Origin of the sequence: Staphylococcus caprae, from assembly GCF_002902725.1 — a bacterium.
Lineage (GTDB): Bacteria > Bacillota > Bacilli > Staphylococcales > Staphylococcaceae > Staphylococcus > Staphylococcus caprae.
Genome location: NZ_PPRT01000043.1, coordinates 67,152 through 94,039 on the forward strand (window position 1 = coordinate 67,152; position 26,888 = coordinate 94,039).

General features: G+C 35.1%; 22 protein-coding genes. 14 read left to right on the forward strand and 8 right to left on the reverse strand.

Annotated elements, in window-relative coordinates:
• Positions 1-51: 51 nt before the first annotated feature.
• A protein-coding gene (locus CD155_RS09385) for an IS3 family transposase (RefSeq protein WP_103213166.1) occupies positions 52-1,193 on the reverse strand; the annotation gives its coding sequence in 2 pieces (ribosomal slippage) (positions 52-923 and positions 923-1,193; 1,143 coding nt in all).
• Between the two features lie 70 nt (positions 1,194-1,263).
• Between CD155_RS09385 and CD155_RS09390 the strand changes: the two genes are divergently transcribed.
• The 10 genes from CD155_RS09390 to galU all read left to right on the forward strand — a co-directional run bounded on the left by CD155_RS09390 (position 1,264) and on the right by galU (position 12,970).
• Positions 1,264-2,523, forward strand: a complete 1,260-nt coding sequence (locus CD155_RS09390; RefSeq protein ID WP_103213167.1) for a pyruvate MFS transporter — start codon at positions 1,264-1,266, stop codon at positions 2,521-2,523.
• A gap of 316 nt (positions 2,524-2,839) precedes the next feature.
• On the forward strand, positions 2,840-4,768 hold the full coding sequence (locus CD155_RS09395; protein WP_172605806.1) for an FUSC family protein: 1,929 nt from the start codon (positions 2,840-2,842) through the stop codon (positions 4,766-4,768).
• A gap of 75 nt (positions 4,769-4,843) precedes the next feature.
• Positions 4,844-5,257, forward strand: a complete 414-nt coding sequence (locus tag CD155_RS09400) for a DUF2188 domain-containing protein (RefSeq protein WP_103213168.1) — start codon at positions 4,844-4,846, stop codon at positions 5,255-5,257.
• A 152-nt stretch (positions 5,258-5,409) separates the two neighbouring features.
• Positions 5,410-6,108, forward strand: a complete 699-nt coding sequence (locus tag CD155_RS09405; RefSeq protein WP_103213169.1) for a GTP pyrophosphokinase — start codon at positions 5,410-5,412, stop codon at positions 6,106-6,108.
• A gap of 183 nt (positions 6,109-6,291) precedes the next feature.
• The gene (locus CD155_RS09410; protein ID WP_103213170.1) at positions 6,292-7,164 is read left to right on the forward strand and encodes an alpha/beta fold hydrolase; all 873 of its coding nucleotides are present in this window, start codon (positions 6,292-6,294) and stop codon (positions 7,162-7,164) included.
• 97 nt (positions 7,165-7,261) lie between these two features.
• Positions 7,262-7,990: a MerR family transcriptional regulator gene (locus tag CD155_RS09415; protein WP_103213171.1), complete on the forward strand. Its 729-nt coding sequence runs from the start codon at positions 7,262-7,264 to the stop codon at positions 7,988-7,990.
• A gap of 141 nt (positions 7,991-8,131) precedes the next feature.
• Positions 8,132-8,812: a GntR family transcriptional regulator gene (locus CD155_RS09420; RefSeq protein WP_103213172.1), complete on the forward strand. Its 681-nt coding sequence runs from the start codon at positions 8,132-8,134 to the stop codon at positions 8,810-8,812.
• 26 nt (positions 8,813-8,838) lie between these two features.
• Entirely contained in the window at positions 8,839-10,380 is a 1,542-nt protein-coding gene (gene gntK / locus CD155_RS09425; RefSeq protein WP_103213173.1) for a gluconokinase, read from the forward strand.
• Between the two features lie 64 nt (positions 10,381-10,444).
• On the forward strand, positions 10,445-11,803 hold the full coding sequence (locus CD155_RS09430; RefSeq protein WP_103213174.1) for a gluconate:H+ symporter: 1,359 nt from the start codon (positions 10,445-10,447) through the stop codon (positions 11,801-11,803).
• Between the two features lie 297 nt (positions 11,804-12,100).
• A complete protein-coding gene (gene galU, locus CD155_RS09435) occupies positions 12,101-12,970 on the forward strand; it encodes a UTP--glucose-1-phosphate uridylyltransferase GalU (RefSeq protein WP_070830190.1) in 870 nt (289 codons plus the stop codon).
• Positions 12,971-13,019: 49 nt separating this feature from the next.
• Here the strand turns inward: galU and CD155_RS09440 are convergent, their stop codons facing one another.
• Complete coding sequence (locus CD155_RS09440) at positions 13,020-14,981, reverse strand: glycosyltransferase (protein ID WP_172605863.1); 1,962 nt, start codon at positions 14,979-14,981, stop codon at positions 13,020-13,022.
• A gap of 430 nt (positions 14,982-15,411) precedes the next feature.
• Between CD155_RS09440 and CD155_RS09450 the strand changes: the two genes are divergently transcribed.
• The gene (locus CD155_RS09450; protein ID WP_037541655.1) at positions 15,412-15,603 is read left to right on the forward strand and encodes a hypothetical protein; all 192 of its coding nucleotides are present in this window, start codon (positions 15,412-15,414) and stop codon (positions 15,601-15,603) included.
• Positions 15,604-16,050: 447 nt separating this feature from the next.
• On the opposite strand, the gene CD155_RS09455 is transcribed toward CD155_RS09450, so the two are convergent.
• Positions 16,051-16,353 carry a DUF1413 domain-containing protein gene (locus CD155_RS09455; protein ID WP_103213176.1) on the reverse strand — a complete coding sequence of 101 codons (303 nt, stop codon included), beginning with the start codon at positions 16,351-16,353 and terminating at the stop codon, positions 16,051-16,053.
• Between the two features lie 211 nt (positions 16,354-16,564).
• Between CD155_RS09455 and CD155_RS09460 the strand changes: the two genes are divergently transcribed.
• Positions 16,565-17,257: an SDR family oxidoreductase gene (locus CD155_RS09460; RefSeq protein WP_103213177.1), complete on the forward strand. Its 693-nt coding sequence runs from the start codon at positions 16,565-16,567 to the stop codon at positions 17,255-17,257.
• Between the two features lie 110 nt (positions 17,258-17,367).
• On the forward strand, positions 17,368-18,600 hold the full coding sequence (locus CD155_RS09465) for an acetylornithine deacetylase (RefSeq protein WP_172605807.1): 1,233 nt from the start codon (positions 17,368-17,370) through the stop codon (positions 18,598-18,600).
• A 103-nt stretch (positions 18,601-18,703) separates the two neighbouring features.
• On the opposite strand, the gene CD155_RS09470 is transcribed toward CD155_RS09465, so the two are convergent.
• From CD155_RS09470 to CD155_RS09480, 3 genes are all read right to left on the reverse strand, one after another.
• A complete protein-coding gene (locus CD155_RS09470) occupies positions 18,704-20,869 on the reverse strand; it encodes an RNA degradosome polyphosphate kinase (protein ID WP_103213179.1) in 2,166 nt (721 codons plus the stop codon).
• 63 nt (positions 20,870-20,932) lie between these two features.
• Positions 20,933-22,465, reverse strand: a complete 1,533-nt coding sequence (gene ppx / locus CD155_RS09475) for an exopolyphosphatase (RefSeq protein WP_103213180.1) — start codon at positions 22,463-22,465, stop codon at positions 20,933-20,935.
• 338 nt (positions 22,466-22,803) lie between these two features.
• A complete protein-coding gene (locus CD155_RS09480; RefSeq protein ID WP_103213181.1) occupies positions 22,804-24,339 on the reverse strand; it encodes an AbgT family transporter in 1,536 nt (511 codons plus the stop codon).
• Between the two features lie 278 nt (positions 24,340-24,617).
• On the opposite strand from CD155_RS09480, the gene CD155_RS09485 reads away from it, so the two are divergent.
• On the forward strand, positions 24,618-25,436 hold the full coding sequence (locus CD155_RS09485; protein ID WP_103213182.1) for an SDR family oxidoreductase: 819 nt from the start codon (positions 24,618-24,620) through the stop codon (positions 25,434-25,436).
• Between the two features lie 80 nt (positions 25,437-25,516).
• Here the strand turns inward: CD155_RS09485 and CD155_RS09490 are convergent, their stop codons facing one another.
• Positions 25,517-25,705 carry a hypothetical protein gene (locus CD155_RS09490; protein WP_070830201.1) on the reverse strand — a complete coding sequence of 63 codons (189 nt, stop codon included), beginning with the start codon at positions 25,703-25,705 and terminating at the stop codon, positions 25,517-25,519.
• Between the two features lie 25 nt (positions 25,706-25,730).
• The gene (locus CD155_RS09495; protein ID WP_103213183.1) at positions 25,731-26,807 is read right to left on the reverse strand and encodes a M42 family metallopeptidase; all 1,077 of its coding nucleotides are present in this window, start codon (positions 26,805-26,807) and stop codon (positions 25,731-25,733) included.
• Positions 26,808-26,888 lie beyond the last annotated feature (81 nt).

The following is a 26,888-nucleotide window of genomic DNA, read 5'->3' on the forward strand; positions in this document are numbered from 1 at the left end:
AATGTACGGCACTGAACCCCTAAAATGGGAACTTAATAAAAACACCATGTTCTAGGCTATTAATTCTCTGTATTTTACAGGGGATAAGTAGCCTAGTTTTTGTTGAATTCGATTATTATTATAGTTTTTAATGTACTTTTCGACAATATCTATTACAATATGATTAGAGCGATTAAGCTCATTATTGATGTAAAAAGTTTCAGACTTTAGCGAGGAATGGAAACTTTCTATCGGGGCGTTATCGGCAGGTGTTCCCTTTCGGGACATACTTCTGATAATGCCTTTTTCTTCGCACAATTGATAATAAGCATAAGATGTATAAACGCTGCCTTGATCACTATGTAATATACAACCCTCAGGTATATCGATTTGATTTAATGTATCATTAACTAAACTTTGGTCTTGTTTATCATCTATTTTATACGCCACAATTTCTCCGTTATAAATATCCATTATCGAAGATAAATACAACATAGAATGACCAAATGGTAAATAAGTAATATCGGTTGTTAATACTTCCATTGGACAACTCGCTTTAAATTGTCTTTGTAATAAATTGTCCGTTTTATAATACGGTTTACCTATTCTTGTCGTCTTTTTAGGTCTAACTCGGCAGTTCAAATGATGCTTCTGCATCATTCTCTGTACTCTCTTATGATTAATTGGTGATGTATAACATTGATTAATCAATGCTGTAATCTTACGATAACCGTAGGTATAGTGGTTAGCTTTACATAATTCAATGACTTTTTGTGTTACGGTATCATTTTTATGGGTTTTGTTTTTCCATCGGTAATATGTTGATTTAGGTATGTTTAATACTTCTAGTATCAATTTGATTGAATATTTTACTTTTAATTGATCCACTAAACCTATGACTACTGTTGGTACCACTTCCTTTCCAATGCCTTGTACTTTTTTAAAATATCCAATTCTATATCTTTTCTCTTATTTTCTAATTTTAATTGTTCTACTTCTGTCAACTCTTCTAATCCTTTACCGTAGGTATATTGTTTACCAACTTGTTGTGAAAATCTATAACTTTCCCCATTTCGATACCATCGCCACCAAGTTTTCACTTGTGTTCTATTTCTAATATTTAATTCTTTCATAATTTCTTTTGTTGAAAATCTTGCTGCTTTCATTTCAACTGCTTTATACTTTGTTTCTACTGAATAAGAAACTCTTTTCATAGAAAAAACACCTCCGTATGATTCATTTTAATATGAATTCAACGAAAGTGTTTTTATATAATTCCCACTAATTGGGGTCAGTCTAGTACGTTGGTATTTCGCAATAGGGTTCTTCTTCATTGGCGTTATTGCATATATGGATAGGTCTAATATCTCATATATCGCTGCTCCGATGATGAAAGATTTAGGTTTAACCAAAACACAATTCGGACTACTTGCCTCATTCTTCTCGCTAGGTTACGCATTTATGCAAGTGCCATCAGGGATGTTAGCTGAGAAGTTTGGACCACGTAAGATGATTACGATTGCACTTGTATGGTGGAGTGCTTTCACAATTTTAACGGGAATGATTAAACACCACGGATTATTATACTTTATAAGATTCTTATTTGGCGTAGGGGAAGCTCCAATGTATCCATCTAATGCCGTATTTAACTCTTTCTGGTTTGCTAAAAATGAAAAAGGAAGAGCATCTAGTGCATTATTAGCAGGCTCTTACTTTGGTCCTGTGCTTGCGCCAATCATTACGATTGCTATCGTTAATGCGTTTAACTGGCAAGCGGTATTCTATATCTTCGGTGCGATTGGTATCGTCATGGCTATTCTTTGGGCGATTATTGCTAAAGATTTACCTGAACACCATAAGATGGTTAGTGATGCAGAGAAGAAATATATTTCTGAACATCGTGATACAGTTGCGACTGAAAAGTCTTTACCACCATGGAAACGCTTCTTAAGTCACTTCAGTTTCTATGCCATTGCTTTACAATATTTTGTAGTACAATTCGTTATCGCATTATTCTTAATCTGGTTACCTACATATTTAGCCGAACAGTATCATGTAGATTTCAAAGATATGTCAATCAGCTCTCTGCCATGGTTATTCATGTTCTTTTTAATACTTTCAGCAGGAGCGATATCAGACAAGATTTTGAATTCAGGAAGTTCCCGATTTGTAGCTCGTGGCGTAATTGCTATTGCAGGATTCGTTGTATTCTCTGTATCTATTTTCTTAGCTGTCCACACAGACAACTTATATATGACGATTATTTGGTTATCACTTTGTTTAGGTGGCGTTGGTATTTCAATGGGTATGAGTTGGGCTGCAGCTACAGATTTAGGACGTAACTTCTCAGGTACAGTCTCTGGTTGGATGAACCTATGGGGAAATATCGGCGCATTGATTAGCCCATTACTTGCCGGTATTGTCGTAGATCAACTAGGCTGGTCAATGACATTGCAATTATTAATTGTACCTGCTGTCATTGCTGCTACTTTATGGTTCTTCGTTAAGCCAGATAAGCCACTTGTTGTAGATGAAAAACATTAATTCAATTAATTTCAAAACATACTAAGATTTCCAAACCACTCGTCTTAGTATGTTTTTATTTTTTTAAAAGTTAAAAAGCATTTATAATGAATCTAACATGATTCATTAAAGAGCCAGAGATTAATGTGAGTGAAACAATCGAAAAATAAAATCATTTAGCCCAATATTGAAGATATGAGTGTTATAATTAAATAATTGAATAGATGTATCAACTACAACTATGTTTACGACGAGCGGAACAATATTAGAAACACCTCATTTGTTCCGTTCTTTTTTGTGTTTAATTTGGGGAATGCTTTAGAAAGGAAGGTAAAAAATGAATCAAATCTTGAATTCTTTGATTCGCTTTGATACGTCAAAGATTGATTATTTTAAGGGGATAAGACAAGGTCTACTTATGGTATTACCTGCATTGATAGGTTATCTATGTGGTTTCTCAAGTTTTGGGTTGCTCATTTCCACTGGTACACTTGCCCATATCTATGTCTTCAAAGGGTCTCCGCAGTCTATGCTTAGAACCGTCATCATATGTGTGCTATCGTTTACAGTTTGTATGATATTAGGCACATTGACTGTAACACAGCCTATTTTATTTGGCTTATTACTATTAATTGTGGTTGCGGTGCCTTATTATAGTTTCAATGCACTTAAACTCGCTGGTCCATCATCGACATTCTTTTTAGTAACATTTTGTTTACCTATTAATTTGCCAGTTGCGCCTGATCAAGCGCTCATTCGTGGATTAGCCATCTTTATTGGTGGTGTGTTAGCTACAATTACTGTACTTTTAACCATCTTTTTCACAAAGGAGAAGGCCGAAGATCGAGCGATTAAAGCTGACTTTAAGACACTTCATAATTTATTACATCATTTTAACGATGCAGAACAATTTAAGAGATATGCCCGTAATGCTGTAACGGAATTTAGAACTTCTGAAAAGTTATTAATCACTTCTACATCAGGTGGGAACGGTAATTTAAGTAATAGATTCCAAAAATTGATTTTACTACATATATCAGCACAAGGGATTTATTCAGAGCTATTAGAATTAAATGAGAAAAATATCCGACCATTACCTGAAGATTTAGTAGAAATGATGGATTATATTATTAAAAATGTAAGATACCCACAACAACTTCGACCTTGGACAAAAACAGTTGATGTGGCACCAGAATTCCAAAATCTTATGAATCATATTTTGAAAATAGATGAAATGATTCACGCCAATGAACATCACATTGAATATGAAGCGGATATTCGAAAGCCATTATATAGTAAGCGCATATATCAAAACTTAACGTTTGATTCAATCGTCTTCAGAAACGCCTTACAATATACGGTGATTATGGGGATCGCGATTTTTATAGCACTGGCATTTAATATACAGAAAGCATATTGGGTGCCATTAACAGCGCATACAGTCATGTTAAGTAATATGACTACAATTCGAACACTCGACCGTTCACTTGCAAGAGGACTCGGAACCATAGTTGGTGCCATCGTATTGTCTGGAATACTTGCATTTAACATTAACCCAGTTGTCGCTATATTGATTATGAGTATTTCAGCACTCATGACGGAAGCATTTGTTGCATCAAACTATGCATTTGCAGTTATCTTCATTACAATTCAAGTCATTATGTTAAACGGCTTAGCATCTCAAAACTTAAGTATCGAGATTGCTTACACACGTATTATCGATGTACTTGTAGGTATTATTATTGCAGTTCTAGGTATACTTTTCCTAGCTCGTAGAACAGCGTCATCCATGTTGCCAAATGCAATTGCCGAACTCGTCCGTAAAGAAAGTATTCTATTTCATTATTTATTTTCCGAAAATAAACAAGAAAATAACGACCGCGATAAAGTTGAAAAATTAAATTTATCAGTAAAAATTAGTAATGTGACGCAAATGTATAACTCGGCAAATGGTGAATTGTTCAGTAATAAAGAAGCAGTACGTTATTATTATCCTAGTATCTTCGCATTAGAAGAGATCAGCTTTATGTTAGAACGTGCGATGAATAATAAACATAGACAAACGATAGATGATCAACAAATGGGTGAATATCTCGTCGTATTTGAAAATATTGCTAAGCATTTCCAACTCCAAACGGATTTAAATATGAAAGAGATGAGTCATTTACCTCAATATAATTATATTCGTGCGGCACTGATGAATATCCAACGAAATTGTAGCGAACAACGTAAAGATATTACGCATAGTGAAGAAGGTGCACATTAGTTCTCGTATGTTACTCTGTTTCAATCTTATATTTTAGTGGTAAATATTTACTAAAAAAATTGAGGAGGTATGACGATGCCTTGGACAATGAATGATTATCCGCAAAGTTGGAAGAACTTTGATGAACTTGAACGTAAAAAAGCGATTGATATTGGCAATGCCATGTTGAAAGATGGCTATAAAGAAGGCGACGTAGTTCCAATTGCTACACAACAAGCTGAAAAATGGTACAAAGATGCATCTAAAGAAGAATTAGATGAATTGAAAAACAAACATATTACGGAGCATCAGAAAGATCAATCTGCGAATCCGAAACTTAATGAAGAAAATATCCATGTCTATTTTGAAGATGATGAATGGAAAGTGAAGACTGAAGATGCAAAGCAAGCGTCAGATACTTTCGATAAGAAACAAGATACTGTTCAACGTGCCAATGAAATTGCTGAAAACAAAAATACTAAAGTTATCGAACATAAAAAAGATGAATAAATAAGTGGAATGAATTTAAACCGTATAGGCTGCGTGCTTATACGGTTTTCGTAGTTCTATGGCAATAAAACTAAAGTATGATGGGCTAACGTTTCTCACTTAAAATTAATTTCGATATAATGAGGGTGTATAGAAATCGGAGGTCGAGAAGTATGTACGTAGAAAGAAAACCTTCATTATATGTCGAAGATTTAAAAAATGAATTTAAAAATAGTTTATCTCAATTTCAAGATAGTGATGCTGCTTTCGATACATTAGTAGGATTTGTAGAATTAGATCATTTGTATTCCTCTGCTTTAAAGGAAATTAGTACAAAACTCAGTATTTTAGACGAGAATTTTAATCATCAATATAAACATAACCCGATTCATCACATGGAAAGACGCGTAAAGGAAATGCATAGTTTAGTAAATAAACTGAATCGAAAAGGTTTAGAAGTAAGTGCTCAGAGTGCCAAAGACAATATTATGGATATTGCTGGCATTCGAGTTGTATGTAACTACCTTGATGATATTTATGTCATTGAAAAAATGTTATTAAAACAAGAAGATGTGACATTGTTGAAGCGTAAAGATTATATTGAGCATCCTAAAGAGAATGGCTATCGCAGTTTGCATATTGTTGTATCGATTCCAGTCTTTTTAGCAGATTCTGTAGAAGTCACACCTGTAGAAATTCAAATTCGTACGATAGGTATGGATATGTGGGCAAGTTTAGAACATAAGATTCGATATAAGAATGACGCTGACACTGAAAAATATAAAGGACTACTTGAACAATGCGCAACTGACATTACAAATGTCGAAAGTAAAATGCAGCAAATACACTCTGAAATCTCGAATAAAGATTAAACTGGAGATATAAAGTCGCTTTGATAAATGTTCAAAGTTTATATGATTAAAAGAAGCTCATTTGATGGGCTTCTTTTTTGCGCTTAATTTGAATAAATATTTAATTTATTATTACAATAATTATATGAAAAGAACTTATATGATATTATAATTTTAATTGATATTAGAATAACGAGGTTTTTTATGATTAAAGAGAATTTTACAACTAAGGTTTATCCACTTAAACAATTTAAAGATGAGTATAGTGAAGTCGCATTTGCAGGCAACTCAAAATCCGATGATGTGATTGTGTTCATTCATGGGGCATTATTAACATATAAAATTATGACGATGTTTGAACCTTATTTCAGAGAATATCAATTGATATTCGTCAATTGTCCTAGTAGAGGTAAAAGTTCACAACTAGATAGAGATTCACATACACTTGATGATTATTCGGAACGTATTTATGACGTTTTAACTCAAGTCGTTGAAGAACAACACATTCAAAAATTAAGTTTAGTGGGCTATTCTATGGGTGGAATGATAGCAACGAGGTTGCTTAAATATAATACACTCCCAATCACTCATATGATTTATTTACATAGTGCTGCTAAAATCACTCCTGATGCAAGTATGTTGGCCCGTCTTTTTACAAGAAATAGTAAAAGAGATACATTAAAAGATGAAGTGAAAGCTGTAAAGAATTTGCCTCAATACATATTAGATAAAACAATCTATGCCCATAAGGAAAATGCATTAGATCTTATTCAATTTGTAGCACCAATTAAGACGATTATTACTGATATCATTTACACTATTAATACGGATTATCTACCAGATATTGATGAGATTAGACAGTTTCCTAAGATATTATTTATGTCTGGTAAAGAGGACCAAATTATTCCCTATACAGATTCGCAAGCGACACTTGAAAAGTTTAAACAACTTGGCGGAGAAACGAAAGAAATTATTTATCCTGGCATTGGACATATAGATTTTCCAAGTGTTCTGGAAACCAATTCTCAAGATCAAATTGGCGTAGTAGATCACATTAAGGATTGGATTTCAAATTAATTAAAAAAATAAGACGGTAGGGCGTCTTAAAATTGATAAAAGGTGTTGCTAATGACGTAACGTCATTTAATAAAGTGTAATTAGGAGGTGAAAATCTATGTCAACTTATACAACAGGAGATATAGCTAAAAGATGTCATGTTTCAGTACGAACTGTTCAATATTATGATAGACAAGGAATCTTGAGACCTAGTCAGATGTCAGATGCAAATCGGCGCGTTTACACGGACGAAGAAGTTAAAAAACTTAAACTTATTATTGTACTTAAAGAATTAGGGTGCTCACTCAAAGACATCAAGTTATTATTGAGAAATGAAGAAACACTCAAAACACTTAGTTCTATGTTAAAAGTGAAAGAGGATGAACTACAACAAGACATAAGCAAAAAAGAAAATGTAGTCAAAAGAATTAAAGAAGTTTGTAAATACTTTAACAAGATATCAATTTCTCCAATTACACATTTATATGACATAGATCATATTATGAAAGAATCATTAAATTTAAAAAGTATCAGAAAGAAATTATGGCTAGCCACTGGGATAGTAGGAATCATTCAATACACTGGACTTGTTGCTTCAATTGTAACGAAAGAGAAAGAACCATTCTTATCAGTGACGCCAGTGACAATCGTATATGCGCTCGTATTAACGTATTACTACAAAAACAATGTTTCTTATTTATCCCCTAATTGTCAAAATGTATTTAATCCTAACACTTTAGACTTTATTAAAGCACAACACACGCCTAAAACTAGAAAGCTCACATGCCCAGATTGTCATGAAACACACTTTTGTATCGAAGTTCCTAAAAATGAAGAACAATGTTAATACAAGCCCCAACGTAACTTTGCGTTGGGGTTTTTTATCGTTCATAGTAGCCAAAACTAAAAGAAAGCGCTTGCAATTATAAATTTCGTATATTAACATACTTGTATACAAGTTAAGTCGTTCGACTTTGGGGGTGGAAACATGACTTATGGTTATCCTAAAAAGTGGTTAAAAGGTTTAACAACAGGAGAATCAATTGCAGCCGAAATACGACTTGGTATTATAAGTGGTGCAATTACTACTGACACATTACTTACAGAGAACCAAGTTGCAAAGCAATTTAATGTAAGTCGTTCTCCAGTAAGAGATGCTTTCAAATTACTTCAAACTGATCAGCTGATTCATCTTGAACGTATGGGCGCACAAGTGTTGCCTTTTGGAGAACAAGAAAAGAGAGAAATGTATGACCTTCGATTAATGCTTGAATCTTTCGCATTTTCAAGGTTAAAAGATCATGATACACAATCAATTGCTAAAGAAATGAAGAAGCAACTAGAGATGATGAAAGTCTCTATACAATTTGAGGATGCAGAAGCTTTTACCAAGCATGATTTTGAATTTCATGAAGTCATGATTTTTGCGTCTAATCATCAGTATTTAAAGACATTTTGGAACCACTTAAAGCCAGTCATGGAATCACTCATTTTACTATCAATGAGACATCGAATGGATACAGACAAGCAAGATTTCGAACGTATCCATCGTAATCATCAAGTATTTATAGATGCGATAGAAAATTATGATTCTGAAAAACTAAGAGAAGCGTTTCACTTAAACTTCGATGACGTTGGAAAAGATATTGAAGGCTTTTGGTTACGTTAATGAAATAGAAAAGAGGGGGACCTATAATGAAGTACATGATTGGTGTAGATATTGGTACGACAAGTACGAAATCAGTACTTTACGATGAAAACGGAAAGTTCATAATGAAACATAATATAGGCTATGACTTACATACTCCCAATGTAGATGTCTCAGAAGAGAACCCGGATGAATTATTCGATGCCGTATTAATGACTGTGAAATATATCGTCAGAGAAGCGGGTGTTTCGAAAGAAGATATTAAGTTAATTTCATTTAGTGCTCAAATGCATAGTTTAGTAGCTATGGATGCACAGAATAAGCGTTTAACAGAGAATATCACTTGGGCAGACAATCGTGCGAGTCGTTATGCAGATTTAATTGAAAATGACCACAACGGATTCGATATTTATCATCGAACTGGTACACCGTTACATCCAATGTCACCATTATCAAAAATATTTTGGATGAAACACGAACAACCTGAAATATATAATCAAACAGCAAAATTTGCGGATATAAAGACTTACATTTTCTACCAATTATTTGAAAAATATGTCATCGATTATTCAATGGCATCTGCGACAGGTATGTTTAACCTTGAACAATTAGATTGGGACGAAGAAGCACTAGAATTATTAGGTATTACTAGAGAACAATTACCTGAACTTGTTCCAACTACTCATATTTTAAAAGGAATGAAAAAACGTTATGCCACACTCATGGACATTGACGAAAATACACCAGTCATTGTAGGTGCAAGTGATGGTGTGCTATCAAATTTAGGGGTGAATAGCTATAAAAAGGGAGAAGTAGCAGTCACTATCGGAACATCTGGTGCAATTCGTACGGTTATCGATAAACCACGTACTGATGAGAAAGGTCGTATCTTCTGCTATGTGCTTGATGAAGATCATTACGTAATTGGCGGGCCAGTGAATAACGGTGGCGTTATACTCAGATGGCTTAGAGATGAAATCCTCGCAAGCGAAGTAGAAACTGCCAAACGATTAGGCGTTGACCCATATGATGTTTTAACTCAAATCGCAAGTCGAGTGAAACCGGGAGCAGAAGGGCTTATCTTTCACCCATATCTTGCCGGTGAACGTGCGCCACTATGGAATGCAGACGCAAGAGGTTCATTCTTTGGATTGACCCTTCCCCATAAAAAGGAACACATGATACGCGCAGCATTAGAGGGTGTACTTTATAACTTATACACTGTTTATCTTGCGTTAATCGAAGTGATGAACGAAACACCAAGTACGATCAAAGCGACAGGTGGTTTCGCTAAAAGTGAAATTTGGCGTCAAATGATGGCGGATATCTTTGATACAGATCTTATCGTGCCAGAAAGTTATGAAAGTTCATGTTTAGGTGCATGTGTGCTTGGATTAAAAGCATTAGGCGAGATTGAGGATTTCTCAATAATTGAAGAAATGGTGGGTACAACGAATGCGCATCATCCAGAAAAGGACACAGTTGCTATTTACCAGAAACTCGTAAAAATCTTTATCAACATTAGTCGCTCTATGACAGAAAATTATAGTGAAATTGCGAATTTTCAACGTGAACATATGAATAGTTAATCGCAATGCCAATTAACCATATAACTTGCAACTCAGACATTAAAAGAGAAAGAAGGGGAATGTTATGTTTGGAGAAATTTGGCCACTCATAAGTGTTGTATTAGGAATTGTTATATTACTTACTTTAATTATTTTTATGAAATTATATACCTTTATTTCGCTAATCATTACTTCAATGATTACTGCGTTACTACTTGGTATGCCACTTAACAAGATTATGGAAACCATCGAAAATGGAATGGGGAGTACATTAGGACACATTGCATTAATCTTTGGGTTAGGTGCGATTCTAGGTAAACTACTTGCCGACGGCGGTGGCGCAACACGAATTGCTGACACACTCATCGCAAAGTTTGGACAGAAACACGTGCAATGGGCAATGCTTATTGCTGCCTTTATCGTCGGTATTGCATTGTTCTTTGAAGTGGGATTAGTATTACTTATTCCGCTTGTATTCACAGTAGCTAAACGTGCGAATTTTTCAATCTTGAAACTTGGACTACCAATGGTGACAGCTTTATCAGTGACACATGGTTTCTTACCACCACACCCAGGTCCAGTGGTTATCGCTAAAGAACTTAAAGCAAATATTGGTGAAGTCTTACTTTACGGTATGATCATTGCTATCCCAGTTACACTGATTGCAGGTCCTTTCTTTAACCGCATGGCTCAGAAGATGATACCAAGTGCATATACGCGTGAAGGTGACATTTCATCTCTTGGCACACAAAAAGAATTCAAAGAAGAAGAAATGCCAAGTTTCGGCCTCAGCTTATTAACAGCTATTTTACCAGTGATTCTGATGCTTATTTCAACTATTGTTCAACTTGTCACAGGTCATGAAAAGCCGACAAACTGGTTTGAACAAGTGATTTACCTCATTGGTACAGCTGGAACAGCAATGTTAATCGCAGTTATCTTTGCTATCTTCACAATGGGTATTATGAGGCATCGTAAAATGGAAGACATCATGTCCTCAGTAACCAATGCTATTTATCCAATAGGCATGATGCTCCTTATCATTGGCGGTGGTGGTACATTCAAACAAGTACTTATTGATGGTGGCGTTGGCGATACAATCGCTAAAATGTTCGAAGGCTCACATATGTCACCTATATTACTTGCTTGGATTGTTGCAGCAGTGTTGCGTATTGCACTTGGTTCAGCAACAGTTGCAGCCGTTTCAACTACAGGTATCGTATTACCATTACTCCATCACTCAGATGCGAACGGCGCACTTGTCGTACTCGCTATCGGTGCAGGTAGTGTCATCTTATCTCATGTGAATGACGCAGGCTTCTGGATGTTTAGAGAATACTTTGGCCTTACGATTAAAGAAACATTCTTAACATGGTCACTACTAGAAACTATTATTTCAGTATCAGGTATTATCTTTATCCTGTTTATTAGTTTATTTGTATAAAAACAAGTCGAGGTCGGGACAAAAGTGTTTAGGATTTGAGCAGAACCGAACGATGAGCAAAATTGTTTCTCAAGTTTTGTCGAATTGTGTGTGTTACTGCCGAAAATCCTGCCTTTGGGACGCTGTTAATTGGTTTCCCAGAGCATAAACTATAAAGTTCCCGACCTCGTGTTTTTATATGTTAAATTTCAATATTCTCATTTATTAAACACCACTACAATTACTATGAAAGCATTTTAAATAATGATAAACTTTACAATGAATGCGATACATAACATTGATAAAGGGGTTTGAATATTGAGACAAATTAAAAAAGCAATCATACCTGCTGCTGGGTTAGGTACACGTTTCTTACCAGCAACAAAGGCAATGCCTAAAGAAATGCTTCCAATTTTAGATAAACCAACAATTCAGTACATAGTGGAAGAAGCATCTCGTGCAGGCATCGAGGATATTATTATCGTTACTGGTAAACATAAACGTGCAATCGAAGACCATTTTGACAATCAAAAAGAACTAGAAATGGTACTTGAAGAAAAAGGTAAAACTGAATTACTAGAAAAAGTACAATATTCAACAGAATTAGCTAATATTTTTTATGTACGTCAAAAAGAACAAAAAGGTTTAGGGCATGCAATATACTCAGCACGTCAATTTATTGGTGATGAACCATTTGCGGTTCTTTTAGGTGACGATATTGTTGAATCCGACACACCTGCAATTAAACAGTTAATGGAGGTTTATGAAGAAACAGGCAACTCTGTTATTGGTGTCCAAGAAGTCCCTGAATCCGACACGCATAGATATGGTATTATAGACCCACTTTCAAAAGAAGGGCGACGTTACGAAGTTCAAAAGTTTGTGGAGAAACCTAAACAAGGTACTGCACCATCTAACTTAGCAATTATGGGACGCTATGTATTAACACCTGAAATATTTGATTATCTTAAAACACAGAAAAAAGGCGCAGGTAATGAAATTCAACTTACTGACGCCATCGAACGTATGAACAATGATCATCAAGTATTTGCATATGATTTTATCGGCAACCGATACGATGTTGGTGAGAAATTAGGCTTTGTCAAGACAACTATAGAATACGCACTCAAAGATGAGAGTATGAAAGATGAGCTGAAACGTTTCTTAAAAGAACTAGATAATAAATAACATAAAGAGGCACGCAGAAAATTAACATTCTGCGTGCCTTTGTTATGCGTTAATTTAAAACTTCAACAAAATTAATGTTAGCAATAATGTAGTAGCCGTCTACTGTTTTTAATCTTGGAGTAAAGTTTTTTGTATAATCAATATCAATAATATTTAATTCTTCATTAGGTTGCAACGTTCGAATCGGTTCATTTTTGAAGGTAACATCAGTATACAGTTTACATCTTTTTATTACTTTAATTCTCTTAGGTATTGTTGAAACATACCCATCTTTCTTTTGTAATTCAGTAGGATTTACGAAATTTACATTAGCAGTAATAAAATGATTATCTTTTTTAATTAATCTTGGTGTCCCTTTAGATGTTTGTCCCATTCCAGAAATAGCAACCAAACTACCTTTACTAATTGAATTAAATTCCTCTTTGAAATCTGCATCCATATAACTTTTTATAGATTTTGTAGTAATGACATAATTAGGTGCCTCGCTTAAATATTTATTTACTTTCGTTTCTTTAGTAGACGTATTGGAACCTTTAGTGTCCTTAGACTCTTTATTTTGACTATTTACAAATTCTAATTTAAAGTTTTGACGTTTTAAATTTACTTTGTCGTTGAAGTTTGGATAAGTAGCAAAGACGAGTGCTGATTTATGATGAATAAATTGAACTGCGATATTAAAGTCGTATTTATAAAAGTTAATGTCATCAGACTTTATATAAATGTAGTTGTCTTTAAGTTCATAATTGATTTTCTTAGAATATCTTTCATCGTGAATTTTTATTAGTTCCACATATTCAATTTTGACATCAGCTTTAGCGAACAATTCAATAACTTCATAAAACGTATCATCTATCATTTCTGTTCCTTTATAAACTGGTATACATTCTTCTTGAAGTTGAATTAAATGATTGAATTTATCAGGATACTTTAGATAAACCATCTTATCTTTAATATATTTTTGTTTACTGGAATCATAAATCATATAATGAATATATTCTTGTAATGCTTTTTTATCTGAATGAAAGAGTTGGTAGATATTTTTGTATTTATCAGTAATGAGTAAATCTTCTATATTAAACCCAGCTTCTTTAATAATAGTTTCCACTTTAATAATAGTTTCCACTTTAGAAAATTGATTAAAGAAGAACGCTTTATCCTCAGATTTTAAGAATGTTTTAGACACTAGAAAACGTTGCATGTAGTCTATCTCAACGATACGACTTAAAATTCCTTCCATAGCTATTTTTGGAATTTCCAAATTGACTATTTGACGAAGTACTTCTAAATTGATTTTAGATTTTTCAATAACATCTGTAGATTTTACTAGTGAAACATTGTCTGTATATCTATTGATATGATATACGGCTGAAGTAGTCATTGATGCACTTTTACACTTACTTATCAACTCCGCAAAGAATAATTTATCTTCTCCAAATTTCATATGTTGAAATTTAATATCATTATCTATTACTGTAGAGCGCTTGAATATCTTTCCTGGTGGCCCTACAGCTCGGAATACTTTATTGATTGTATAAGGAACTAAACCATTAGCTTCTTGGAAGGAAGCAAAACGAGCTAGTTTAGAAATCGTGTTATCCGTATGTTTAAAGCATTGACCAAAGCCAAAGTCAGCCTCATGTTCAACCATCTGTAAGACTAACTTTGGAAATCCCTTACTGTCTAACCAGTCGTCGGCATCTAATAATGCAATATACTCTCCATTTGCAACCTCGATACCCACATTACGAGGTTGAGATGGACTGCCTGAATTTTCTTCTAATTGAACACACTTAATGAAATCATATTTCTTCTCGTAATACTGCAGAATTTCATATGAACGATCTGAAGAAAGATCATTTACAAATATAGCTTCAATCTGAGTATGATCCATTTCTAAATCAACTAAAGATTGCACACATCTCTCTATAAACGGTTCCTTATTATAAACAGGAACAACAATTGAAATTAATTTATTAATTTTAATCTCCCCTAAAAAGCAAAAATTTAATATAAAACAATTTTAGAATTACAAAATAGTTATACACTACTAAAAGGCATTTTACAAGAGGTATAATTAGTGAAAGAATAAAAGCGTGCTAAATATTAAATTCTTAAAACTAGAAATTATCGCTAATGAATATAAGATTTTATGCCGAATGGTAATAGTGTAGTAACAATGAATTTATCTTTAGAAACACCAATACGTGATGATATTTATAGATACATTACCTGATAAAATTTAACAATATATTAAGTAAGTACCGATAAAGCTAGATATCCATGATATATTATTAGCTCTATTGGTGCTTTTTAACTAAAATTTACATTAATATAAATAAGTGATGATTTTGTGAAAAGTATCACAAAATACTTTTAATTTACATGAAAAGGTGTAGTATATGAATTGTAAGGAATAAGAAATAAATTTTGGAGTGATGACTATGAGAAATATAATTGAGGATTTAATATTCTCAGATGCAAGTAGTTATGACATTTATGTACACACTGGCGTAAATCAAGGTCTTATTGGTGACCTTAAAGATGGTTATTTAACAATTGACTCAATCCCTTATGTTGACGCCGAAAGATTATATTATTATAGTCTCGAACGTAAATCCCTTGTTACTAGTTAACCTAAGCTATTGATAACTCCCGAAAATGATGAAAACGCGCCTTGCTCTCAAAGAGTAATTGAGGGCAAACATACTCTATATACCCCTAAAATCTAGAATAATGTGTTTGAAGACCACATCTTACTTCCCCGTGAGATGTGGTTTTCACTATGCTTTGTTATTCAATTGAATTTAGATATACAAGGACTTCTACAAATCGAACAAAAAATAAGGTCATCCGACTCCTGTGGGAACAGGACAAGTCGACAACTTGCATAGCAAGGTTGAGACTGTCCCCACGGAAAGCGTGATGACCTAAAAAATGTTTCATCGAAAACCGTTGCGTGACGCTTGGCGGAGAAGGAAGTGAGAGTGACTACAGGCACGAACCTCCCTCGCAAGAAAGCGTCGTAACTAGGTTGAGAGATGTTCATCGAATAATTGAATATACTTATACTAGCATTTAAACTATTGAACTATTCGACCTCTTGGGTTTTCTTTTTTATCGTTTTGTTTAAAGTTCTTTTTAATGCCATTGTAGGCATATGTGATATTGAATAACTTATTCTTCGCAGCATCTCTACTCGCAAATGGTAATCTCACATCACTCATTTTCTCAACTGCGCTTCTAAAAGCCTTTTCCTCTTTTTGTCTTTCTTTCAAAGACATATTTAACCATTCTTCTTCAGTAAACAAATCTTCAAAGTGAAATTCAAATGCAGTACGATGCTTCATTTCTCTTAATTCTAAAACACGATTATGATAAGACATCTCTTACATTACCTCCCTCTATCTTCTTCATATATATATGCCCATATATGTAAGTTACATATCTACTTTATAATGATTATTAAGAACATACAATGAAATTATAACACTTTTTAATATAGGTAATCACTTCAATTTTCTAAAGTAATGAAAAGCGTTAAGATGAACTTAAATACGTTGAAATTCATTTTCAGCAATAAAGGAGTCGAATAAAATGGTAGAGTTAAAAGATAAAGTAGCAGTGATTACAGGCGCAGGTATTGGCATAGGTGAAGCCATCGCGAAGGCCTTAAGCAATAACGGGGTAAGCGTTGCACTTGCCGGACGTAATGAAGATAAATTACAAGCTGTTGCACAACAACTTAACGTCGATACCAAGGTGATTCCAACTGACGTAACGAAGAAAGATAGTGTGGATCAAATGCTACAAGTAGTGAAAGGGCACTTTGGCAAAGTTGATATCGTAGTGAATAGCGCTGGTCAAAGTTTAACTTCAAAGATTACAGATTATGATGTCGAACAGTGGGATACGATGATAGATGTCAATGTGAAAGGTACACTTTATGTGTTACAAGCAGCCTTACCGTACTTATTAAATCAATCAAGTGGACATATTATAAACATTGCTTCAATTTCAGGATTTGAAGTTACAAAATCAAATGCAGTTTATAGTGCAACTAAAGCCACGGTCCATACAATTACTCAAGCTCTTGAAAAAGAACTCGCCCGTACAGGTGTCAAACTGACAAGTATTTCACCAGGTATGGTTGAATCGCCAATGACAGAACATATGGATTTCGGCGATCGTAAGAAATTAGAAACACGAGATATTGCTGAAGCAGTAGTGTATGCATTGACGCAACCAAGTCATGTAAATGTAAATGAGGTAACGGTCAGACCTGTTTAAGAAAAATGGACACAAGGTCAGAAGCGAAAAATCACAATAGAAAAGATAATGTTAAACTTGAATTGTAAATGTTTAGATTCATTTATTTTACATAAAGGATGGGATTTAAATTGAATAATCGTCAATTTGAGATTTTAGATATGCTTGTTGGATTTAATACTGAAAGTCCTCCAGGTCGTAACACGGATCCACTTCAAGATGAAATTGAATCTTTATTGAGAGATTTAGGGTTTTCAATTCAACGTGAACATTTATATGACAATGATAGTGTGATTGTTGCGACATTGAAAGGTGAAGATTCAAACGCACCGAAGTTGATTCTCAACGGTCATGTAGATGTAGCTTCAGTTGATGATGATCAGTATTGGCAGTATCCTCCTTTTCAATTAACGGAAGTGGATGGCTGGTTATATGGCAGAGGCGTGAGTGATATGAAAGGCGGCATGTCATCATTATTCTATGTTCTGGAAAGGTTAAAACAAGAAGGCCGACGACCTAAAGGTGACATAATCGTACAATCAGTGGTCGGTGAAGAAGTTGGCGAGGCAGGGACCAAACGCGCATGTGAAATAGGTCCTAGAGGCGACTTGGCATTGGTTCTGGATACAAGCGAAAATCAAGCACTAGGCCAAGGTGGCGTGATCACTGGTTGGATTACAGTGAAAAGTAAAAATACGATACACGATGGCGCACGTAGTCAGACGATTCATGCGGGCGGTGGATTATTCGGTGCCAGTGCTATTGAAAAAATGATGAAAGTGATCCAAGCATTAAACGAACTTGAACGTCATTGGGCTGTGATGAAAGAAAGTCCAGGTATGCCTCCAGGTGCGAATACAATTAATCCAGCAGTGATTGAAGGTGGTCGTCATTCAGCATTTATCGCTGATGAATGTCGTTTATGGATTACGGTTCATTATTTACCTAACGAGCGATATGAAGATGTTGTTAAAGAAATTGAAGATTACTTAAATCGCGTGGCAGAAGCGGATATTTGGTTGAGAGAGAATCCACTTGAGTTTGAGTGGGGTGGAGAATCTATGATTGAAGATAAAGGAGAGATCTTCCCAAGCTTTACAGTGCCAGTAGAACATCCAGGCTTTAAACAGTTAGAAAATGCGCATGAACACGTTCATGGTCGTTTATTACAACATGGCATGAGTACGACAGTTACTGATGGCGGTTGGATTGCTCATTTTGATATTCCAACTATATTATATGGTCCAGGTAGTCTAGAAGAGGCACATAGCGTTGATGAAAAGATTGAAAAAAGTGAATTAGAACAGTATAGCAATGTATTATATGAGTTTCTGAAACATTGGTATGAAACACCTAGTAAATGAGGAAACTATTATTTATGAAGAGAGCGGGATAGAACATAATTTTGCTAAATTATATTTCTATCCCGCTCTTGCTTATTAATATTATTTTATAAGGTTATTCATTCTATCTTTTAAATGTATCTCTTAATCTGCTCATCCAACTACCGCCACGTTTTGAACGAACGGGTTGACCTGTTGGCTGAGCAGTCTGCTTTTTTAGCTCTTTACCATATTTAATTGCTTCTTGCATGAGATAAGCTTGAGAATTTAATGGTGATAAATTGTTTTGAACATAGTGATAGACACCATTTTCATCTTGGAAGCGACCTTTTTCATTATCTGAAAGTTGCAAGTTCATGTAATTCACTAGACGTTTTCCAATATTTTTATCTTCAACAGGGAATAAGATTTCGACACGTTTAATCATGTTACGTGTCATCACGTCTGCTGATGAAAGGTAGATACGTTCATCACCATTATTATGGAAATAATAAATACGTGAATGTTCGAGTAGTCGTCCTACGATACTTACGACTTCGATATTCTCGCTGATGCCAGGTATACCTGGTTTAAGACAACAAATACCACGAATGATAAGTTGAACCTTCACGCCGGCTTGAGAAGCTTCAAAGAGCTTTTCAATAATCGTTTTATCGGTGAGTGAATTCATCTTCATCATAATCTTGCCATTTCCATGTTCTAAATGACTACTAATCTCTTTGTCGATACGGTCAATAAAGACGTCACGAATATCAAATGGCGCTACAATCAGTTTATTATACTCAGGTTTAATAGAGTAACCACTTAAATAATTGAAGAAATTAATCGCATCTTCAGCAATGTCTTTATTTGTAGTAATCATCCCCATATCTGTGTACAGTTTAGCTGTTTTGTCATTATAGTTTCCTGTACCAAGATGTACAAATGATGTTAGCTCTCCACCAATACGTTTAACGACAAGCGCAATCTTACTATGTGTCTTTAGATGCGTCATACCGTAAATCACATGGCAACCTGCATCTTCAAGCATACGTGCCCAATGAACGTTATTCTCTTCGTCGAAACGTGCTTTCAATTCTACAAGTACAGTGACTTGCTTACCATTTTCAGCAGCTTCCTTCAAACTGTTAATAATCGGTGAATCTTTACTTACACGATATAAAGTTTGCTTAATGGCAATGGTGTTTGGATCATCGGCCGCTTCACGTATGAAGTCTACAATAGGTTCAAATGATTCATATGGATGATGGAAGAATATATCTCTTTCTAGAGCTAATTTATAAATATTGTTATTTCCTAAAGATCTCGGTACTTGGGGCGTATATTTCTCATACGTCAGATATTTGAGTTTATTAGAGAGATGGCTCACTAAACCGAATAAAAATGTTAAATCAAGCGGACCATTTAAGAAGTATACGTCATTCTCTTCAACTTCTAATTGGTCAATCAGCCATTCGATATTCTCTCTTTGTGCAGTGCGACCATCGACTTCTAAGCGTACAGCTGAGCCGCTTTTACGTTCTTTTAAGAAGCGCTCGATTTCTATCAGTAAATCTTCGGCGCCATCTTCGTGAATCGTCAAATCTGCATTTCTTGTGATTCTGAAGGTAAAAGTATTTAAAACTTCATAACCGGTAAATAGATAGTTGATAAAGTAAGTAATGACATCTTCGACCATTACAACATATTGTTTAGCACCTTCATTAAGTGTTAGAAATCGAGGAATTAATGATGGAATTTGTACGATTGCTGAGTTAATGGCATCTTCAGTGTCGATATCGACAAATATGTTTAAACTTTTATTGTTTAATTTTGGAAAAGGGTGATACGCATCAATACCTAATGGTGTAAGTGTAGGTAGAATGCGTGATTTAAACTCTTTTTCTAATCTTTCGATGAGCGTTTCAGATAAACAGTCGGGTTTGACCATTTCAATATCATAATGTCGTAACTCTTCAATCAGTTCATTATAGCGTTGATATTGAGTATGAACATATTCTGTATTTTTTATCTTTATCGCATCAAGTTGTTTTTGAGGCGTCATTTGAGCTTTATTTTCAGGTTTGTCATAGCCTAACTTCACTTGGTCTTTTAAACCAGCTACGCGCACCATAAAGAATTCATCTAAATTCGAACTAAAAATAGAGACGAAATTTAACATTTCGAGTAATGGATTATTCTTATCGTAAGCTTCCTGAAGGACTCTATAGTTAAAATCGAGCCAACTTAACTCCCTGTTATTATAGTACTGTGGTAAATTAATATCCTTTTCTCCCAATTGAGTTTGCATACTCTCAATACACCTCATTATTTAATCTTTGTTCTTGTGTAGTCTAAAAATATCATACGAATTTTAAGATTTTGTAAAGATGATTGCTACTTTCCCCTTTAAAATCTTTTCAATATGTTTCTTCTGCCTATTCGCTTGATACTCTTCAGCAATAGGCTCTCCTTTGTAGTAAACATAGAGTTCGTATTTATCGTCTTTTTTCTCTTTGAGTTTAACTTCTTCTACAAAACTGGTATGTGAGATATTTAACGCGTTTACGAATTTAATAATGCCACCTAAGGCTTGAATGGTATCAACTTCTTTTCCACTGAACCATTGCGTTTCTTTACAGTAAAATTTAAGTAATGATTTATTTTTAAAGCTTGCGAGAAGGGCTAACTTCACACGATCTTTATGAGGGAACCCGTTAATCATTGAATTCGCAATAAGGTAATACGTGTGTGGTGAACTTGAATCTGAATCGATAAAGCTACCTAAGTAATACATATACGCACCTTCAACGAATAAGTGCTTATCATGATCTGTAATTTTTAAATCACTATGTTTTAATAGTTGATCGAGTAGGGATTGTGCTAATTTTAAGCGACGCTTCGCACTTTCTTCCTCGATGTGATATTCATTGGCTAAATGTTTTAAAGCATCTCTACGCACATGTTCTTTTTTAAATTCATGAGGATGACGTTTGCGAATCAGATTCATTGCAAATCCTTCACGAATACCATTTCTTGAGAAAGTGAATTGTGTCGCATCTATTTTTTTGAAAAGTGTCTTAAACACAGACACGGCAGGTAGAATAATGTCTACGCGATCTCGACTTAAGCCGTCTAAATTGGTTAATTCATCGCGAGAACTTTTACGAATGATATCGTAAACTTCATCTATATCCTTTAATGACATGGTATAGTTGTGAACGCCACCGATAGGATAAGAATGTTCAGATTGATGAATACGAGCAACGTTACGTGCTGAGCCACCTACACCTACAAGCGCGATCTCTTGATCTTTTAACCAATCTAATTGATTGAATTGTTCGGATAAGAATTTTTCCATACTTTTAATTGCTGGTTTATCATTATGGTCTTTATCCCCGAAGAACTGACGTTTCAATGTGACAACGCCAAATGGGAAGCTATGTGCTTCTTTTAATTTCTTATCTTTAAAAAGTGTCACTTCGGTAGAACCACCACCGATATCAACGGATATACCATTTTCAATATCTGTGGTATGTGAAATCGCATAATAACCATAAAATGCTTCGTCTTCTTCAGGGACGATTTGAATTTCAATATTTAGTTCTTTTTTGATTTGTTTGATAATGTCGTTACTGTTTTTAGATTGACGAATCGCAGCTGTCGCAATAGGATGAAGCTCTTGAACTTTAAATTTGTCGGCAACTTTCTTGAAACTTAAAAGTGCTTCTTTCAAAACGGCGATACCGTCATTATTCATTTCAGTGTCACTGGTCAAATACTGACTTAGACGTGCGGGCGTCTTAATATTTAAGATTTCATTCAGACCCGTTTCTTTAGTGAAACCAAAAATCACGAGTCGAATTGTATTTGAACCAATATCTATTAATCCAATTCTTTCTTCCATCTCTGCCTCCTGTGTTTGATACGGGAAGTTCTAAATACCCCTGTTTAATTTTATTTTACATGATATAGATAAATTGAAAAGATTTTTAAGAAACTTTTTGTTAAAGATTTAATGTAATTTGAGACAATTATAATATTTTAGGCAATATGTATATAAAAAAGAGTAAAGAAGATAGGATGAAGGGCATCATTGTCCGATTGATTTATTGAAGATTTAAAATTGAAAGTAAATATAAAAGCGGGCGTGGGAGAGAAATATCATTGAGCGAAATTAATTTCATCGTCCCACACCCAACTTGCAATGTTTGTAGAATTTTGTAAAAAGAAATTCTCTTTGCTTTACATTTTAATTGGTCCGCCTGGTCCCACAGGAATTCCGAGTAAGAACCAAATGAGGGTAAAGGCAATCCAAACAATTGTAAGTGCGATAGAGTACGGCATTAAGCTTGATAGTAATGTGCCGAGCTTCATCTTTTTATCATATTTTTGAGCGTATGAAAGTAATAAAGGTAAGTATGGCATCATAGGTGTAATAGGATTAGTGATGGAATCACCTACACGATAAATGGCTTGAGTGAATGCAGGGTGGAAGCCGACTAAAATGAGCATCGGTACAAAGATAGGTGCTAAGATGCCCCATTTTGCAGAAGCACTACCAACCAACATATTGACCATTGCACTTAAAATAATAATGCCGATAATTAACACAATGCCATTCTGATGTTGTAATAATTTCGCGCCTTTAACCGCAGCAATCACACCTAGATGACTCCATTCTAGAAAGGCAAGTAATTGTGCAGCAAAGAATACAATCACGATAAAGGAACCCATCGAACCTAGAGAATCTGCAATCATGCTACCTAAGTCTTTAGTATTTTTAATTTCTCCACTTAATATGCCGTAAATCGTGCCCGGTACCAAGAACACGACTAAGATAATTAATCCCACGCCATTGATGAGTGGGGCGTCATCTAACAAACTGCCTGTTTTCGCATTTCTCAAAAAGCTATGTTCAGGTATTGCGCATATAATAAGTAACACGATAAGTACGACAAAACTAATATTTGCAAAGAAGAGCGCTTTATTTTCTTTGGGTGTGATATGTGAAGAGGTTTCTTCTGTATCTTCGTGTGCTTGGCTGTCGTCATATTTTCCTAATCTAGGGATGATCAATTTCGTTGTAACTAAATGAATCGTTGGCAATAGAACGACTACGCTCGCAGCGATGAAGTACCAGTTCATAGCGACATTGGTTTTAATATTTTTGGATACAATGCGTGCGGCTGGATCTGTAAACGAATAGACTAGAGCATCTTGCATGCCTACGACTAAGTTCGCCGCGAATCCTCCAACGGCAGATGCATATGCCATGGCTAAACCTGCAATAGGGTGGTAACCAATCTTTATAAATAACATTGCAGCGAGTGGTGGCAGGATGATTGTTGCTGCATCTCCTGCGGTACTGCCTAATATTCCGATAAGTATAATCGTTGGAACGATCAATTTCTTTGGTGCTCTGTTGACGACTGAAATCATTAATTTATCGAAGTAGCCAGACTTTTCAGCTGCACCGATACCGATCATAACGCCTAACACTAAACCGAGTGCTGGGAATTCGGAAAAGTTTTTAATCGCGTTGTTCATGATATAAGCAAATCCATCATGACTCAGAATGCTCTTAATGTGAATGGTCTTTCCGTCACCTGGATGTTTGACTGACACATTGAATAAAGAAACAATCCAAGTGATGATTGCGAGCCCTACACACATTAAGAAGAAGAGTACTGCTGGATCAGGTAATTTATTTCCTACAAATTCAACGCCATTTAAAAATTTACTTACAAAAGACTTTTTCTCCTTTGTATTTGCCACCATCAATGACTGCCCCCTTTGTTTAGTTATAACAACCATACCCATATTTGCCATTTTTAGGTAAGAATTTTCTGAAATTTAAAACTTAGCATACAGGATTATTGATGATATGTAAACGTTGCCACTAATTGAGGAGTTCATTTTACGGAAAATGGATATCACATATTAAAGCGTTATCATTGAGATGTTGGCGTTTAAGGTAAATTTAAATGTGGAATATACATTGTAATTAACGAAAAAGTTTCATGTAGAAATCTAAAAATTCGGGAGAGTGACAGATAATGAAACGATTAGAGAACAAAATTGCAGTGGTGACTGGTGCAAGTACAGGTATCGGACGAGGCTCTGCAATGGTATTAGCGAGCGAGGGTGCGCACGTATTAGCTTTAGACATCTCTGATGAGTTGGACAATACGGTGCAAGAAATTAATGACGCAGGTGGAAAAGCAACAGCTTATAAAGTAGATATATCTGACGATCAACAAGTGCAACAATTCGCAGATGAGGCGAAAGAGAAATATGGTCGTATTGATGTGATATTTAATAATGCCGGAGTGGATAACGGAGCAGGACGTATTCATGAATACCCAGTAGAGGTGTTCGATAAGATTATGGCAGTAGATATGAGAGGGACGTTCTTAGTCACTAAATTCTTATTACCATTGATGATGGATCATGGCGGTTCAATTATAAATACGGCTTCTTTCTCAGGACAAGCTGCAGACTTATACCGCTCAGGTTATAATGCCGCAAAAGGGGCCGTTATTAACTTTACGAAATCGATTGCGATTGAATATGGTCGCGAAAATATTCGTGCAAATGCGATAGCTCCAGGTACGATAGAAACGCCACTTGTTGATAACTTGGCAGGTACTTCTGAAGATGAAGCGGGTCGCACATTCCGTGAAAATCAAAAATGGGTGACACCTTTAGGACGCTTAGGTACACCAGATGAAGTGGGGAAACTTGTTACATTCTTAGCTTCAGATGATAGTTCATTCATTACAGGTGAAACTATTCGTATCGATGGTGGCGTCATGGCATACACATGGCCAGGAGAAATGCTCAGTGACGACAGTTGGAAAAAATCAACGAAATAAATGTTTTGATTGAAGTTAAACCCCAGTCAATGTTCAGATGACTGGGGTTTATATATGATATTGAATATTGAGTTCTGTAGTTATTGGGCGCAATCTTCACATAGTTTGTATTGTGCATCAGCCCAATTTGCTAAATGCGTATAACCTTTCAAATCCTTTGCTTTTACTTTAAGCGTTAATTGTTCCTCTTTACCTATCTCTTTTCCACAATTTGAACATTTCATTGCTCCAAAAATTGATGTTTTTTTGTCATCATTTTTAGAAAACATGATTAGCCTCCTTAATTAATTTGAATTACCACATTAATGCTTGATAACTTTCATCATTAAGTGAACGGACAATTTCTGCTACAAGACGGACAGAATTTTCATAGTCATCCGTGTTTAAAACTGAAACATTAGAATGCATGTATCTGAGGGCGACACCTATTGTAATCGTTGGTATACCTTCATTGGCAACGTGAATACTACCTGCATCCGTTCCACCACCTGGAGTTGTAGCCCATTGAACAGGAATATTGTGAGCTTGAGCTACCGATTTAATATGTTTACGGAAACCATCGTGGGCAATACTAGTGGCGTCCATCATAATTACAAGTGGTCCATCGCCTAATTTACCTTCGTTCTTTTCATTTGTCATACCTGGAACATCGAAGGCCACACCAACGTCTACTGCGATGGCTAAGTCTGGCTTGATAAGATTGGCCGCAACTTTGGCGCCGCGTAAACCAACCTCTTCTTGAACTGTTGCGCCAGCGTATAAGTTAATATCAATGCTTTCATCTTTAAGACGGTTGAGAACGTCTACAGCTAATGCGCAACCGTAACGATTGTCGAACGCTTTCGCAGTTAAATATTGCTCATTCGCTAGCGTTTCGAATTTACTATAAGGTGTAATCATATTGCCAAGTTCTACGCCTGCTGCTTTAGCTTCTTCTTTACTTGCCACACCGATATCTATATACATATGTTTAATTTCAACGGGTTTCTTACGTTCTTCAGGTGTAAGTGCATGTGGCGGTTTTGAACCTATGAGACCTCTAATTTCTTTACCATCCTCAGTAGTGATCGTTACTTTTTGAGATAACATCACTTGGTTCCAACAACCACCGATAGGCGTGAAATAAATATAGCCATCTTTATCAATTTGAGTTATGATAAATCCAATTTCGTCTAAGTGGCCGGAAATCATTAAAGATTTTGAGCCATTTTGAGCGTTCTTTTTCCCGAAAATGCCACCCAAATTGTCTTCAATGATGTTATCACTCACAGGTGTTAAATAGTCTTTCATTAATGATTTTACTTGCTGTTCATGTCCAGCAATGCCATTAACATCGGTTAATGACTTGAGTAATGCTTTAGATTCTGGCATAACCATTGCCTCCAATAATAAGTCTTTGAATATAGTATAACATTTGTGAGAATTGCTATTTATGTTTGTGATGTTTTGAAT